This is a genomic window from Bacteroides ovatus, from assembly GCF_001314995.1.
In the GTDB taxonomy this organism is placed as follows: Bacteria; Bacteroidota; Bacteroidia; order Bacteroidales; family Bacteroidaceae; genus Bacteroides; species Bacteroides ovatus.
Map to the genome: position 1 here is coordinate 2013763 of NZ_CP012938.1, position 15994 is coordinate 2029756.

Genomic DNA, 15994 nt, shown 5'->3' on the forward strand with positions numbered 1-15994 from the left:
GGCAAAGATAATTCATAACTTCGGAGCATGCAAATTATTTAGAATGTTTTTAAATAGCAGCTTTTTTCATCCTCTAAAAGATTCAGAAAAAATAAAAAAACTTATTGATAAACTCGTATCTTTGCAGGTATGATACAACAACGCGTTACAAAATATATAGAAAAGGAACATTTATTCTCACCGGATGATAAAATCCTGGTCGCATTGAGTGGTGGTGCCGACTCGGTGGCATTACTATATATTCTGCATACAGCAGGCTATCATTGCGAAGCCGCACATTGTAATTTCCACCTGCGAGGCAAAGAGTCAGACCGGGACGAGTTATTTGTCCGCCAACTTTGCGAAAGAATGGAAATCCATTTACATACCATTGATTTCAACACGACCCAATATGCAACGGAAAAACATATTTCGATTGAAATGGCCGCACGGGAACTCCGCTACCAATGGTTCGAGAAAATTAGAAAAGAATGTCAGGCAGATGTTGTCGCTGTGGCCCATCACCAGGATGATAGCATAGAAACTATACTACTTAACCTGATTCGGGGAACAGGAATTACCGGTCTGTTAGGAATCCGCCCCCGTAATGGAACCATCGTACGCCCTCTGCTTTGTATCAACCGGGAAGAGATAATTCGTTACCTGCAAAACATCGGACAAGATTATGTGACAGACAGCACCAATCTGGAAGACGAATATACCCGTAATAAAATCCGACTCAACCTCCTTCCCCTCATGCAGGAAATTAATCCGTCAGTCAAAAACACTCTGATAGATACGAGTAATTATCTGAATGATGTAGCCACTATATATAATAAATGTATAGAGGAAACTAAAAAGAAAATCATTACGGCAGAAGGTATCAGAATCTGTGATTTGGTAAAGGAACCGGCACCCGAAGCCATCTTATTCGAAGTCCTGCATCCTCTAGGATTCAATTCCGCACAAATCAAAGATATCACCCATTCGCTTCATAGCCAACCGGGCAAGCAATTCTGTAGCAAAGAATGGAGAGTGATAAAAGACAGAGAATTCCTATTAATAGAAACAGCTGAATCTGAAAATGAGACTCTTCCTCCTTTTCAAATTATCAAAGAAGAAAAAGAATACACCCCGGATTTTCTCATTCCACGTGAAAAGGAAATTGCCTGTTTTGATGCCGACAAACTGAATGGAGAAATTCATTACCGGAAATGGCAGCCGGGAGACACTTTTATTCCTTTTGGAATGAAAGGAAAGAAAAAAATAAGCGATTATCTGACCGACCGCAAATTTTCTATCAGCCAAAAAGAACGCCAATGGGTACTCTGCTGTGGAGAACACATCGCATGGCTGATAGGCGAACGAACAGACAACCGCTTTCGTATTGATGAAACGACTAAGCGCGTCGTGATTTACAAAATAGTCTGAGGCAACTTCTGTTTCTTGAAACAATCTGATAACAAAGCTGCAAAAGGAGTTTCATACACCCTTGCTTTCCTAACGCAAGCTTTTACACAAGCGCAACATTTGATACATTTAGCCTCATCCGTATGTAGCTCATCCCCTTTCGTTATAGCCCCTGCCGGACAACGGACCACACATAACCCGCAATGGGTACACAAATCCTCATCTTCCACCCAAGGAACGCGGGGAAGCGGTGTACCACTTTTACGTAACTTGATGACTTTCCTCAAAAAACGGAACAAAGGAAAGAATGGTTGACTCGGACGTTTGATAGTACGTACATCCACCGGATAAAGGGTATCCATACTATCAGCTGTCTGTATTTTTTCCATGATTTTCTTCCCAAACTCCGCAGCAAAGGCTAAATCCGATTCATCAGGACGTCCCACTGCAATCGGGTATTTGTCGGTACTATATGAATGTTCTCCAATAAAAGTTGCCCCGGCAATTACTTTAAATCCGTGAGGAATAGCAAAAGCATCCAGTTCCATTAAAGCTTTTTCATAAGCGCGATTTCCGTAAACCACTACCAAAACGGTAGGAGTATCCACTCCACGGATATACTGTAAACGTTCCATTGCCAAAGGAGCGACATGTCCTCCATACACAGGCACTACAATAATAGCCAAAGAAGATGTAGGAATCACAATTTCATCCGCAATCTGCTGCGTCACATTAATAGGAAAAATATTTTTTATGCCCGTCCCGTGAACAATCGCCTCCGCAACTTGTTTAGATGTGTGTGTAGGCGAAAAATAAATTAAATGAGCTTCATTTACTGTCATACTATTTTCTTTTATGTAGCAAAGATACACTTTTACGTGGAAAAAAATGTTTGATTGTTCATGAAACCAAAAAAAATTATTATCTTTGCCCCGTTGAAACATTCTACGATTCAACATATACATCCCTAATTCAGAATAAAAAACAAAACGTATGCTCGCATATCTGTAGCCATGAGCTGTAGTAATGCTGTCCATAATTCAGCAAAAAAAGAAATATTAATAACTTACCATACTATATGTATAACATTATCCAATTAAACGACAAAAATCTGTCGGAACTTCAAGTTATTGCCAAAGAGTTAGGCATAAAAAAAGCAGACTCATACAAAAAAGAAGACCTTGTTTATAAAATACTCGATGAACAGGCCATTGTAGGAGCTACAAAGAAAGTAGCCGCAGATAAGCTAAAAGAAGAACGCAAAAATGAAGAACAAAAGAAAAAGCGTTCACGGGTAGCTCCTACCAAAAAAGAAGACAAAGTGGTTTCCGCAACAAAGAGTGAAGAGGCTAACAAGACAAAAGAGACCGCTCCTGTAAAAGCTGCACCACAACCTTCCAAGAAAGAAGAAAGTACAAACAAAGAAAAAGAAACTGTTGTTGTAGAAGCTAAAGCGGAAAACACTGCTACTCCCAAGCGTAAAGTAGGCCGTCCTCGTAAGAGCTCTGATGCAGAAGAGAAAAAAGAAGTAGAAAATGCAAAACCGGCAGCACCCAAAGTAGTGGAACCTAAACCTGTTGTTGCAGAGAAAGCTACTGGTGCTACGGAAAAGCCAGCTCCGGTACAACAGCAAACAGCTGAGAAGAAAGCAAAAAACAAACCAGCTGCAGAAGCAAATAAGCCTGTTGCAGAAACAAATAAACCGGCTACTGAACCTAACAAACCTGTTGTAGAGAAAAAGGTAATAGATAAACCACAAAAGAAAGCTGCACCCGTTATCGACGAGGAAAGTAATATCTTATCCAGCGTTGACGACGATGATTTTATTCCAATCGAAGATCTGCCTTCTGAAAAAATAGAGCTTCCTACCGAATTATTCGGAAAATTCGAAGCTACTAAAACAGAATCAGCACAGACAGCACCGGAACAGCCATCTCATCCTCAACAGCAACAACAATCTCAACAGCAGCAGTCCCAGCAGCAACGTCCGCGTATTGTTCGCTCACGCGACAATAACAACGGTAATAACAATGCTAACAACAATGGAAATAATGGCAATAACACCAATAATAATTTCCAGCGTAACAACAATAACCAGAATCAGGTTCAGAACCCAAATCAAAATCAGAACCAGAACCAAAACCAACAACGCTCACCGATGCCACGTGCCGCTCAGCAGAACAATGCGGGTGAAAATCTTCCGGTACAACAGCAGCAGGAACGTAAGGTTATTGAACGCGAAAAGCCTTATGAATTCGACGATATTCTCAACGGAGTAGGTGTTCTGGAAATTATGCAGGATGGATACGGATTCCTCCGTTCTTCCGACTATAACTACCTTTCTTCTCCGGATGATATTTATGTATCACAATCTCAAATCAAACTATTTGGTCTGAAAACCGGTGATGTAGTAGAAGGAGTTATCCGTCCACCCAAAGAAGGAGAAAAATATTTCCCATTGGTAAAGGTTTCGAAGATCAACGGACGTGATGCAGCTTTCGTTCGCGACCGTGTTCCTTTCGAACATCTGACACCTCTCTTCCCGGATGAAAAGTTTAAACTTTGCAAAGGCGGTTATTCAGACTCTATGTCTGCCCGTGTCGTCGATCTTTTCGCTCCTATCGGTAAAGGCCAGCGTGCATTGATCGTTGCCCAGCCAAAGACAGGTAAGACCATCTTAATGAAAGATATCGCAAACGCTATCGCAGCCAACCACCCGGAAGTTTACATGATTATGCTGCTGATTGACGAACGCCCGGAAGAAGTAACAGACATGGCGCGCAGCGTTAATGCAGAAGTAATTGCTTCTACTTTCGACGAACCGGCAGAACGCCACGTAAAAATTGCAGGTATCGTATTGGAAAAGGCAAAACGTCTGGTAGAATGTGGTCACGACGTAGTTATCTTCCTTGATTCTATTACTCGTCTGGCTCGTGCATACAATACAGTATCTCCTGCATCCGGTAAAGTTCTTTCCGGTGGTGTGGATGCAAATGCACTTCATAAACCTAAACGCTTCTTCGGTGCTGCCCGTAATATTGAAAACGGTGGTTCACTGACTATTATTGCTACCGCATTGATCGATACCGGTTCTAAAATGGACGAAGTTATCTTCGAAGAATTCAAGGGTACAGGTAACATGGAGTTGCAGCTCGACCGCAACCTGTCCAACAAACGCATCTTCCCGGCAGTCAACATTACCGCATCCAGCACTCGTCGCGACGACCTGTTGCTTGATAAAACAACCCTTGACCGCATGTGGATATTGCGCAAATATCTTGCCGACATGAATCCGATCGAAGCAATGGACTTTGTTAAAGACCGTCTGGAAAAAACCAGAGACAACGACGAATTCCTGATGAGCATGAACAGCTAATCAACAGCAAACTTATAAATGAACGGTGAACAAACTGCGCCATAACAAGTGCAGTTTATTCACCGTTTTCTTTTTCGGTAACCCATTTTATGACTTATCACCTGCCGTTTATCACTTATCATTCAACTCCCATCACCGATAGTTACCCCTAACCGCTTGCCACACCTTTCATTTTTGTACAAAATACTTTCATTTGCGTCCAAAACTACTACCTCGCCCTTTTTTACGTTTCCTTTTTTCCTACTTTTGCTTCCAAATCAAATATTACTTAATTCTAACCAGTAATGAAAACTATTTATCCATTCATGGGATTAGCCCTGTGCAGCGTGACAGCGCAGGCCCAAGAAAAGCCCAATTTCCTGATTATCCAGTGCGACCATCTGACACAACGCGTTGTGGGAGCTTACGGACAAACACAAGGCTGCACCCTCCCTATTGACGAAGTCGCTTCACGAGGAGTTATCTTCTCCAATGCTTATGTAGGCTGCCCTCTCAGCCAACCCTCACGCGCTGCTTTATGGAGTGGCATGATGCCTCATCAAACCAATGTACGTTCCAACTCCAGCGAACCTATCAACCCACGTATTCCCGAAAATGTACCGACATTAGGAAGTCTTTTTTCTGAAAACGGTTACGAAGCCGTACACTTCGGAAAAACGCATGACATGGGTTCACTTAGAGGATTCAAGCATAAAGAACCAGTAGCCAAGCCATTCACTGATCCGGAATTCCCGGTCAATAACGACAGCTTCCTGGATGTAGGAACATGCGAAGACGCTGTTGCTTATCTAAGTAATCCGCCGGAAGAACCATTCATCTGTATCGCAGATTTTCAGAACCCTCACAATATCTGTGGATTTGTAGGAGCGAACGAAGGAGTACATACCGACCGCCCCATTAGCGGAACCCTTCCGGAACTACCAGCCAATTTCGATGTAGAAGACTGGAGCAATATCCCTAAACCTGTACAATACATCTGCTGCAGTCATCGCCGCATGACCCAGGCCTCTCATTGGAATGAAGAGAATTACCGTCATTACATTGCTGCTTTCCAACACTATACCAAGATGGTTTCCAAGCAAGTAGACAGCGTATTGAAAGCACTTTACTCCACTCCTGCCGGAAAAAACACAATCGTTATTATCATGGCTGACCATGGTGATGGGATGGCTTCACACCGCATGGTGACCAAACACATCAGCTTCTACGATGAAATGACCAACGTACCGTTTATCTTTGCAGGTCCCGGCATCAAACAACAGAAAAAGCCCATAGACCAAGTATTGACACAGCCTACACTGGATCTTCTGCCTACCCTTTGTGATTTGGCAGGAATTCCTGTTCCGGCCGAAAAACCGGGAATCAGCCTTGCACCTATATTAAAAGGAGAGAAACAGAAAAAAACTCACCCTTATGTCGTTTCCGAATGGCATAGCGAATATGAATATGTCGTTACTCCCGGACGTATGGTACGCGGACCGAGATACAAGTACACTCACTATCTGGAAGGTAACGGAGAAGAGCTATATGATATGAAAAAGGATCCGGGAGAACGCAAGAATCTCGCCAAAGACCCTAAATACAGTAAAGTCCTCGCCGAACACCGTGCCATGCTTGATGATTACATCGCCCGCACCAAAGACGATTACCGGAGTTTGAAAGTAGATGCCGATCCACGATGCAGAAACCATACTCCCGGCTACCCCAACCACGAGGGCCCTGGGGTACGAGAGATACTCAAAAGAAAATAAATTATAAAAAAGAGTGAAGATTTCTTTGTAATCTTCACTCTTTTTAGTTCTTTTGCAGATAAACTTACAAGCAAGCAATTCTTATATCAGGTGAAAAAACACAGACGTCATATAATTGCAATAGTCGTAACCGCATTAATATCGGTCACCTTATATGCTGCACGTACAAATTCAGATCGTCTTTCTTTATTACAACCTTTACTTGAATACAATCATCCATTTAGTCCGGACGCCCCTGTCGACAGCATCATTGCCTGGGAAAAACTTTTAGAACCGGAATTACAAAAGGAACAACAATACCCACTCCTATTCCAGATAAATCTGCTGACCGTTCAAGCCTTAATCACAGAAGGCAACATCAGTCTCGCCATCAACCAGGCCAATCAGATATACCAGAAAGCCAGAGAAATGGACTATCCTTTGGGAACAGCACTCGCATTACACGCCATTGGAAATACCTATTTAAGTTCGTCAACACCACAAGTTGCCATCAAATCGTATAAGGAAGCATTAGAAATCATTCAGAAACTCCCTCATGCCAACCAATATATCAAAACGATCTTGTCCCAATTTATCCTGACGAAGCTCAACTATCACCAAATGACAGATATAGAAGACAATATCCGGGAACTCGAATCTGTTATCAACAAGGATACGAATCCCCAAGACGATTTCCACCTTGTTTATTGTCAGGCATTCTATCGCATCCAGATGCATCATCTTCCGGAAGCATTAAACTATATACGACAAACCGAACAAATCAGCCGGCAACACCAGTACCCATATTTTCATTTAATGATTAAATACCTGTATTCACGCTACTACACTGAATCCAAAGAATACACGCAGGCACTAACCACACTTGACGAATTACTTTCGCATACCAAAGCAGCCAACTCATACAGATCCCTGCAAGTACTGAAAGATCGTGCACACATACTTACACTAATGGGAAACAGCAAGGAAGCATGTGAAGCTTATGAAATATTCAATACGTACAAAGACTCTTTGGACGCAATGAATTATATTCGCCAAATCAATGAATTGCACACCCTCTACCAAATAGATAAAAATGAACTGGACAACTTAAACAGACAGAAGACAATCCTCTACTGGAGCTGGTTCACCATCCTATTCATAGTCATACTGATTGTATTTTTCATCCTTTTGGTCAGACGAGGAAATAAAAAACTGCGCCAATCACAGCAGGAACTGGAAAAAGTGAAAAAGCAAGAAGAAAATTCCATCCGGACAAAGAGCCTTTTCCTTTCCAACATGAGCCATGAAATTCGCACGCCGCTCAATGCGTTGTCCGGCTTCTCCTCCATCCTGACGGAAGAATCCATCGACAACGAGACCCGGAAACAGTGTAGCGATATTATTCAGCAAAATTCAGAACTGTTACTCAAGCTGATTAACGACGTAATCGACTTGTCCAGTCTCGAAGTAGGCAAGATGAAATTCAAATATGAGCGATGTGATGCAGTGGCAATATGCAGAAACGTTATCGACATGGTTGAGAAAATAAAACAAACGAATGCTAACGTCCGTTTTTCGACCTCTCTCCATTCATTAGAATTGACGACAGACAATGCAAGGTTACAACAATTATTAATCAACCTTCTCATCAATGCAACCAAATTTACTCCGCAAGGTTCCATCACCATGGAACTGGAAAAACAGACAGAAGACATAGCACTGTTTTCCGTGACCGACACCGGTTGCGGTATCTCTCCGGAGAATCAGAATAAAATATTCAACCGTTTTGAGAAACTGAATGAAAATGCTCAAGGGACAGGACTCGGTCTGTCTATCTGCCAACTCATTATCGAGCAGCTGGGCGGCAAAATATGGATTGACTCCAATTATGAGGAAGGAGCCCGTTTCCTGTTCACACACCCCATTTACCATGAGCAACAAGGAAAGGAGGAAGCCGAATGAAACAAGTCCTGCTCCTGATCCTTCTATTATGCTGCACCCTCACCGGAAAAGCCAGCACCGAGATTGTTTTGGAATCCGACAGCCTGATAAAGGTGTTGGAAACATTACCGTACGATACGACACGGCTGAATGTTCTCAATCAAATCATCAGAATAGAACAAAACAACCAGCAATGTATCCAATATTCGGATGCATTAATGAAAGAAGCATTGCAACTGGGAAATGACAAATATGCCGGTCTGGCTGCTTACTACCATATTTTATACTATTACAATCGTAATAATCAAGACAGTGTAGCCAAATGGCTCACCATAATGGAGCCTCATGCCCGGAAATCAGATTTATGGAATTACTTCTTTGATGCCAAACGTTTCCAGATAGACCTGTACACATTCAACGAACAATACGAACTTGCTATCAACGAATCTCAAAAGATGCAACAGCAAGCCTCCCAAATGAATAGTAACCGGGGTAGTATGGCTGCCTATCAATGCTTGAGTAATGCATATATCGGCAGCCAGCGCTGGGATAAAGGAATAGAAGCACTGGAGGCTGCCTACCAGCTACTCACTCCGACAGAAAATCCGGTGGTCCGTATCTCGGTATTGTCACAGTTAGTATCCGTTGTCAAAGAAAAGAAGGATAATAAAAAACTACTCAAATATTTGCAGGAACTGGAAAACACTCTTCATAACCACATCAGTGCAAACCCATCCTTAAAAGCGGGATTTGCCGATGTATACCTGTTCAATGAACTGTTCTACAGCTATTATTACCTGAATACCCATCAGCCGCAACAAGCCTATGAACATCTCGTAAAATCTAAAGAATATCTGGACGAGAATACTTATTTCATGTATAAAGTACTCTATTTCGACACATTTGCCAAATATTACCAGGCAATTGGAGCCTACCAACAGGCATCGGATTATATCGACACGACACTGACGATGTTGAAGAAAGACTTCACAAGCGACTATGCCGAACAGCTACTCGAAAAGGCCAGAATATGGAAACAGGCAGGGCAAAGCGGAAAAGCCATCCCCCTGTATGAGCAGGCACTTGCCATCAAAGACTCGACAGCCACTGTACTCTCAAACAATCAGATGGCACAGATACAAAGCAAATACAATATCGAAAAAACAGAACTGGATCAAAAAAGGGAAAACAACCGGATCCAGCTCACCTATCTGATCTTTATATTTGTTATCCTGATTCTGCTTTTTATCTTTATGGCACGACTCTTTATGGTACGGAAGGCACTCAAATACGCGGAAAACGAAATCCGGAAAACAACAGAAAACGTGCGGAAGACCAATGAAATAAAAAATCGCTTCCTGTCCAACATGAGCTATAACATCCGTACCCCACTCAACAATGTGGTCGGTTTCTCACAACTCATAGCCAGCGAACCCAATATAGACAAGGAAATAAGGCAAGAATACTCAAACATCATCCACAAAAGTTCGGAGAAGTTAATGAGACTTGTCAATGACGTTCTCGACTTATCCCGTTTGGAAGCTCAGATGATGAAGTTCCAGTTGCAAGACTATGATGCCACTACCCTATGCAAGGAAGCATGCAGCATGGCGCAGATGAGGAACGAAGAAACAGGTATCCAGATTGAATTTTCCAGCGAAACGGACGCCCAAATTCATACCGATATAATGCGACTGACACAGGCCTTGATTAGCGTACTGGTGTACCCACAAGAACACCGGCAAGCACGAATCATCCGGTTCACATTAAGCCAGAATGAAAACATGCTTTGTTTCCGGATCACTAATTCACCTTTGGCAGACCATGCATTCGTATCACAGGAAACCATCATCCGGCATGATATCAACCTATTGTTACTAAAACATTTCGGAGGAAACTATCTCGTCAACGATAAAACTCCCGAAGGTCCGGAAATTGTTTTCATCTACCCCATCGTTTCCGAATCGAAATAAAGCACTATCTTTGCAAAGTGTAAACTTAAACACTTAATTATGTACACCAACAAACAGATTTGGAGTGTCAGTTATCCGATACTACTAAGCTTGCTGGCACAAAATGTCATCAATGTCACCGACACAGCATTCCTCGGACACGTGAGTGAAGTAGCCCTTGGAGCATCAGCTATGGGCGGGTTATTCTATATATGCGTATTCACCATCGCATTCGGATTCAGTACCGGTTCGCAGATAGTCATCGCACGACGCAATGGCGAAGGACGCTATTCGGATGTCGGTCCCGTCATGATTCAAGGAATCATGTTCCTGTTCGTCATGGCCCTGCTGCTATTCGGATTCACCAAAGCATTCGGTGGAAACATCATGCGTTTGCTGGTTTCTTCAGAATCCATCTACGAAGGAACAATGGAGTTTCTGAACTGGCGTATTTACGGATTCTTTTTCTCTTTTATCAATGTCATGTTCCGGGCATTGTACATCGGCATTACACGCACTAAAGTGCTAACCATCAATGCTATTGTCATGGCATTAACTAATGTCGTACTGGACTATGCATTAATTTTCGGAAAGTTCGGTTTGCCGGAAATGGGTATCAAAGGGGCTGCTATTGCTTCCGTATTGGCAGAAGCCTCCTCCATTCTCTTTTTCGTCATCTATACGTATGCCACGGTCGATTTAAAGAAATACGGTATGAACCGCCTGCGCACATTCGACCCAGCATTGCTGATGCGGATTCTTAGTATCTCCTGCTTCACCATGCTGCAATATTTCCTGTCGATGGCTACCTGGTTCGTTTTCTTCGTAGCCGTAGAACGGTTGGGACAACGGGAACTGGCGATTGCCAATATCGTCCGGAGTATTTATGTCGTATTGCTGATTCCGGTCAACGCACTGGCTACGACTACCAACAGTCTTGTCAGCAATGCTATTGGTGCAGGAGGCATCCAGCACGTGATGCCGCTCATTAATAAAATTGCGCGTTTCTCCTTTTTCATCATGCTGGGGTTAGTAGCGGTATCGGCACTGTTTCCGCAATTCCTGCTCTCCATTTACACTAGTGAAGCTGCGCTCATTACGGAATCCGTCCCCTCGGTATATGTAATTTGTTGCGCCATGCTTATCGCATCCGTAGCCAACGTGGTGTTTAACGGTATCTCCGGAACAGGAAATACACAGGCAGCCCTGTTGCTCGAAACGATTACAATTATCATCTACGGATCATACATCATTTTCATCGGAATGTGGCTGAAAGCACCGATCGAAATTTGCTTTACGATTGAGATTGTGTATTATAGCTTGCTGTTGATAACAAGTTATATTTATCTCAAAAAAGCAAAATGGCAGAATAAAAAGATATAAATACAAGAGATTTTTGTACATTTGCAAGCTCAAATAAAGAGTAGACGGAAAAGTCCCTCTTTCGGCCAAGTAAATTGTAATTAGTAATTCGTAATTAAATAACTATGTTCGATAATTTAAGTGAAAGACTAGAACGGTCATTCAAGATTCTGAAAGGTGAAGGCAAAATCACCGAAATCAACGTGGCGGAGACGCTGAAAGACGTACGTAAAGCACTTCTCGACGCCGACGTAAACTACAAGGTGGCAAAGAATTTCACGGATACAGTGAAAGAAAAAGCGCTTGGCCAGAACGTTCTTACGGCTGTGAAGCCAAGCCAATTGATGGTGAAAATCGTGCATGATGAACTTACACAATTGATGGGTGGAGAGACAGCCGAGATCAACATTGACGCCCGTCCGGCAGTTATCCTGATGTCAGGTTTGCAGGGTTCGGGTAAGACCACCTTCTCCGGTAAACTGGCACGGATGCTGAAAACCAAGAAGAACCGTAAGCCATTATTGGTGGCTTGTGACGTTTACCGTCCGGCAGCTATCGAACAGTTACGTGTATTGGCAGAACAGATTGAAGTACCGATGTACTGCGAACTGGACAGCAAGAATCCGGTAGAAATCGCACAACACGCCATTCAGGAAGCCAAAGCCAAAGGATACGACCTCGTTATCGTCGATACAGCCGGACGTCTGGCAGTAGACGAGCAGATGATGAACGAGATCGCCGCTATCAAAAAAGCAATCAACCCGGACGAAATTCTGTTCGTGGTAGACTCCATGACCGGTCAGGACGCTGTAAACACAGCTAAAGAATTCAATGAACGTCTGGACTTCAACGGTGTGGTACTGACCAAACTCGATGGTGATACCCGCGGTGGTGCGGCTCTTTCTATCCGTTCGGTAGTGAACAAACCGATTAAATTCGTAGGTACAGGTGAAAAGCTGGAAGCAATCGATCAGTTCCACCCTGCCCGTATGGCCGACCGTATTCTCGGTATGGGTGACATCGTTTCATTGGTAGAACGCGCACAGGAACAATACGATGAAGAAGAAGCCAAACGCTTACAGAAGAAAATTGCCAAAAACCAATTCGACTTCAACGACTTCCTTAGCCAGATTGCACAAATCAAGAAAATGGGTAATCTGAAAGACCTCGCTTCCATGATTCCGGGAGTAGGAAAAGCAATCAAAGATATTGATATTGACGACAATGCTTTCAAGAGCATCGAAGCCATCATTTATTCCATGACTCCGGCAGAACGTTCCAATCCGGAAATACTGAACGGTTCACGCCGTACGCGTATCGCCAAAGGTAGCGGAACGACTATCCAAGAAGTGAATCGCCTATTGAAACAGTTCGACCAGACACGCAAAATGATGAAAATGGTGACTAGCAGCAAAATGGGTAAGATGATGCCTAAGATGAAAAAGTAATCATTCTGTAGATCCAAATCTAATGATAAGTAAAAAGAGGAAGTTTCGGCTCCCTCTTTTTTTATCCCCCCCATCTCTTGACAAAAATTCCAATCCCTTTGGAGAGTTCAGTTATTTATTTTACTTTTGTCCATCACCAATAAATACTCTGAAAATATGACTCTGATAGACGGAAAAGCAATTTCCGAACAAGTAAAACAAGAGATTGCAGCCGAAGTAGCCGAAATGGTGGCTCATGGCGAAAAACGCCCGCACCTGGCCGCTATTCTTGTAGGACACGATGGTGGTAGCGAGACTTATGTAGCTGCCAAAGTAAAAGCCTGTGAAGTATGTGGATTCAAGTCTTCCCTCATCCGTTATGAAAGTGACGTGACCGAAGAAGAACTGCTTGCCAAAGTACGTGAACTAAACGAAGACAACGACGTGGACGGCTTTATCGTACAACTTCCCTTACCCAAGCATATCTCCGAACAGAAAGTAATCGAAACAATTGATTACCGTAAAGACGTAGACGGTTTCCATCCGATCAACGTAGGCCGTATGTCCATCGGGCTTCCGTGTTATGTATCCGCTACTCCCAACGGCATCCTCGAATTGTTGAAACGTTATAACATAGAAACTTCCGGAAAAAAGTGCGTCGTACTCGGACGCAGCAATATTGTCGGCAAACCGATGGCTGCCCTGATGATGCAGAAAGCCTATCCGGGCGATGCCACAGTAACCGTATGCCACAGCCGTAGCAGAGACCTGATAAAAGAATGTCAGGAAGCTGATATTATTATCGCTGCTTTGGGACAACCGAACTTTGTAAAAGCCGAAATGGTGAAAGAAGGCGCGGCAGTTATTGACGTAGGTACTACCCGTGTGCCGGATGCAACCAAGAAATCAGGTTTTAAACTGACCGGCGACGTGAAGTTTGACGAAGTTGCACCGAAATGCTCATTCATCACTCCCGTACCGGGCGGTGTTGGACCAATGACGATTGTATCGTTAATGAAAAATACACTCTTAGCTGGTAAGAAAGCTATTTATCAATGAGACATACCCTGTTTCTGATGATTTTGCTTCTCTCTTTGTCCTGCACCTCCCGGTCGCAGGCAAAGAGAGATTCTATCATTGACACCCTGTCGGACAGCCTTTCCGACAGCATCTTCCCCACCGACACCCTACGCCTCCTTTTCGTAGGTGACCTCATGCAACATCAGGGACAAATCAACGCTGCACGAACATCAACCGGCTATGATTACTCCACATGCTTTGCGTATGTCAAAGAAGAAATAAAGAAAGCCGACCTCTCCATCGCCAACCTGGAAGTGACATTAGGAGGCAAACCTTACAAAGGTTATCCTGCTTTCAGCGCGCCGGACGAATTTCTGACCGCAATTCACGATGCAGGTTTCAATGTTTTAGTGACTGCCAACAACCACAGTCTCGATCGTGGTAAATCCGGACTGGAGAGAACCATTCAATTAATAGACTCTTTAAAGGTTCCACACGCAGGCACGTATATCAACGCTGATGAACGCGAAAAGAAATATCCTCTTTTATTAGAAAAGAACGGATTCCGCATCGCCCTGCTCAACTACACGTATGGAACAAACGGCATCCCCGTTACCCCTCCTAATATCGTGAACTATATCGATACAGCCATCATCGCCAAAGATATTGAAGAGAGTAAAGCAATGAAGCCGGATGCCATCATAGCTTGTATGCATTGGGGAATCGAATACCAGTCACTCCCGGACAAAGAGCAAAAATTCCTCGCCGACTGGCTGATTGAAAAAGGAGTAAACCATATCATCGGCTCCCATCCTCACGTAGTTCAGCCCATCGAAGTTCGCACAGACAGCCTGACGAATGACAAACATCTCGTAGTCTATTCGCTGGGAAATTATATTTCCAATATGTCCGCCCGCCGCACTGACGGAGGACTGATGGTAAGAATGGAATTAGTAAAAGACAGCACTGTCCGCCTCAATAATTGTGATTATAGTTTGGTATGGACAGCCCGTCCCATTCAATCAGGAAAAAAAAATCATCAATTGCTCCCAGTCAATTTGCCGATTGATTCAATTCCTTTACAAGCACGTAACTCTCTGAAAATCTTTGTAAATGATGCGCGAACCCTTTTCAGCAAGCACAATCGGGGAATAAAAGAATATACTTTTTTCGAAAAAAAATAGCAGAATCTTTTGGAAATTAGAAGATAATATCTATCTTTGCACCGCGTTAGAGAAACGCAAACATGGTGGATGTAGTTCAGTTGGTTAGAGCGTCAGATTGTGGTTCTGAATGTCGCCGGTTCGAGTCCGGTCTTCCACCCAACAAAAACCCTTGTAAGTTAAATACTTATGAGGGTTTTCTGCTTTCAGGAAATAGGCATCTTAGAGAGCAAATCATGCTAAATCCTACCTAATATTCCTTGTTGTTGGTCTATTGTTGACCCCCAATTAAGTAAGTTAAAATGCTAACAAATAATACATAAATCTTTCCGTTTAACCCATAAACCAAATATATTCTCTATATTTGTGTAGCATTTGCATTAAAAGAACATAGTATATCATGGAAAATGAAAAGAAATTAACCCGCTCTTCCAATCGAATGATTGCAGGTGTATGTGCCGGAATAGCCGAATATTTCGGATGGGATGCTACTTTATTGAGAATAGTATATATATTGGCTACATTCTTCACTGCTTTCGCCGGAGTGATTATATATATTATCTTGTGGATTGTCATGCCGGGAAGAAAACCTTCAGACGGATATGAAGACCGCATGAATCAACGCCTACATTGA

Annotated in this window: 11 protein-coding genes and 1 tRNA gene; 11 read left to right on the forward strand and 1 reads right to left on the reverse strand. The window is 43.0% G+C overall.

Annotation, left to right across the window (positions count from 1 at the left end):
• Window positions 1-129: 129 nt before the first annotated feature.
• Window positions 130-1410, forward strand: a complete 1281-nt coding sequence (tilS, locus tag Bovatus_RS08185; protein ID WP_004300789.1) for a tRNA lysidine(34) synthetase TilS — start codon at window positions 130-132, stop codon at window positions 1408-1410.
• On the opposite strand, the gene Bovatus_RS08190 is transcribed toward tilS, so the two are convergent.
• Complete coding sequence (locus tag Bovatus_RS08190; RefSeq protein ID WP_032843782.1) at window positions 1395-2231, reverse strand: 4Fe-4S binding protein; 837 nt, start codon at window positions 2229-2231, stop codon at window positions 1395-1397. The two genes, tilS and Bovatus_RS08190, sit on opposite strands and share 16 nt — an antisense overlap.
• Window positions 2232-2467: 236 nt before the next feature.
• Between Bovatus_RS08190 and rho the strand changes: the two genes are divergently transcribed.
• From rho to Bovatus_RS08240, 10 genes are all read left to right on the forward strand, one after another.
• Window positions 2468-4765: a transcription termination factor Rho gene (gene rho / locus Bovatus_RS08195; RefSeq protein WP_004300791.1), complete on the forward strand. Its 2298-nt coding sequence runs from the start codon at window positions 2468-2470 to the stop codon at window positions 4763-4765.
• 284 nt (window positions 4766-5049) lie between these two features.
• Window positions 5050-6516, forward strand: coding sequence for a sulfatase family protein (locus tag Bovatus_RS08200; RefSeq protein ID WP_004300792.1), 1467 nt, complete (start codon window positions 5050-5052; stop codon window positions 6514-6516).
• A 90-nt stretch (window positions 6517-6606) separates the two neighbouring features.
• Window positions 6607-8457, forward strand: coding sequence for an ATP-binding protein (locus Bovatus_RS08205; protein ID WP_004300793.1), 1851 nt, complete (start codon window positions 6607-6609; stop codon window positions 8455-8457).
• Window positions 8454-10409 carry a tetratricopeptide repeat-containing sensor histidine kinase gene (locus Bovatus_RS08210; RefSeq protein ID WP_004300794.1) on the forward strand — a complete coding sequence of 652 codons (1956 nt, stop codon included), beginning with the start codon at window positions 8454-8456 and terminating at the stop codon, window positions 10407-10409. Before Bovatus_RS08205 ends, Bovatus_RS08210 begins: the two co-directional genes overlap by 4 nt.
• 39 nt (window positions 10410-10448) lie before the next feature.
• Complete coding sequence (locus tag Bovatus_RS08215) at window positions 10449-11771, forward strand: MATE family efflux transporter (RefSeq protein ID WP_004300795.1); 1323 nt, start codon at window positions 10449-10451, stop codon at window positions 11769-11771.
• 104 nt (window positions 11772-11875) lie between these two features.
• Window positions 11876-13198, forward strand: coding sequence for a signal recognition particle protein (gene ffh / locus Bovatus_RS08220; protein ID WP_004300796.1), 1323 nt, complete (start codon window positions 11876-11878; stop codon window positions 13196-13198).
• A gap of 156 nt (window positions 13199-13354) precedes the next feature.
• Window positions 13355-14236, forward strand: a complete 882-nt coding sequence (gene folD, locus Bovatus_RS08225; RefSeq protein WP_004300797.1) for a bifunctional methylenetetrahydrofolate dehydrogenase/methenyltetrahydrofolate cyclohydrolase FolD — start codon at window positions 13355-13357, stop codon at window positions 14234-14236.
• A complete protein-coding gene (locus tag Bovatus_RS08230) occupies window positions 14233-15381 on the forward strand; it encodes a CapA family protein (RefSeq protein WP_004300798.1) in 1149 nt (382 codons plus the stop codon). The genes folD and Bovatus_RS08230 overlap by 4 nt, the downstream gene beginning before the upstream one ends.
• A 64-nt stretch (window positions 15382-15445) precedes the next feature.
• Window positions 15446-15521, forward strand: a tRNA-His gene (locus tag Bovatus_RS08235).
• Window positions 15522-15760: 239 nt separating this feature from the next.
• A complete protein-coding gene (locus Bovatus_RS08240; RefSeq protein WP_004300799.1) occupies window positions 15761-15994 on the forward strand; it encodes a PspC domain-containing protein in 234 nt (77 codons plus the stop codon).